The 487-nt window shown below is 46.4% G+C and carries 1 protein-coding gene; it reads right to left on the reverse strand.

What is annotated here, in order from left to right:
• Positions 1-428 (reverse strand): hypothetical protein (locus tag AC3DEV_RS16835; protein ID WP_488372841.1); only part of this gene is annotated, 428 nt, incomplete at its 3' end.
• Between the last annotated feature and the right edge of the window lie 59 nt (positions 429-487).

Consider the following 487-nt stretch of genomic DNA (forward strand, 5'->3'; position numbering starts at 1 on the left):
GAAGCATATGGAAGTGTTGTGACATTAGCACCAGTACAATAACTATACCACCGATCTGTGGTATATCGAAGAGCTGCACCAGCCGTCAAGGTAGCAGGAGAAACACCAGAGAAGCGATTGATTTGATCAATGAGAAACATCCCATTAATCACTTTATTTTTTCTACCACCGTAAGTAGTATTGCCTAACTCTTGTTGAACAAAGGCCGTCGTTGCTACTTTCGTAGACGAATCACTGTGGGCTTGTGTTACAGCAGTAACCCCAGTAGCAATTGTACCAGTAAGCTGATCTGCTGGAGTCATTGCTCCAATAGCACCACGAACACCGGCAGCGGTAGTAGCTCCTTGCAGAGCCCCTGCTACCGTGGCATCCGTGGCATTTAGCCACGTTGAGGGAATAACCATTCCCGGAGTAAAAGTAGTCGTCATGCTAGAAGTATTCCACAGTTGGCACCCATGTTATCTGCTGTTCCTTGTAAGGAACCAAT

The sequence above is a fragment of the Dietzia sp. IBK-p2-15D genome (genome assembly GCF_057773105.1).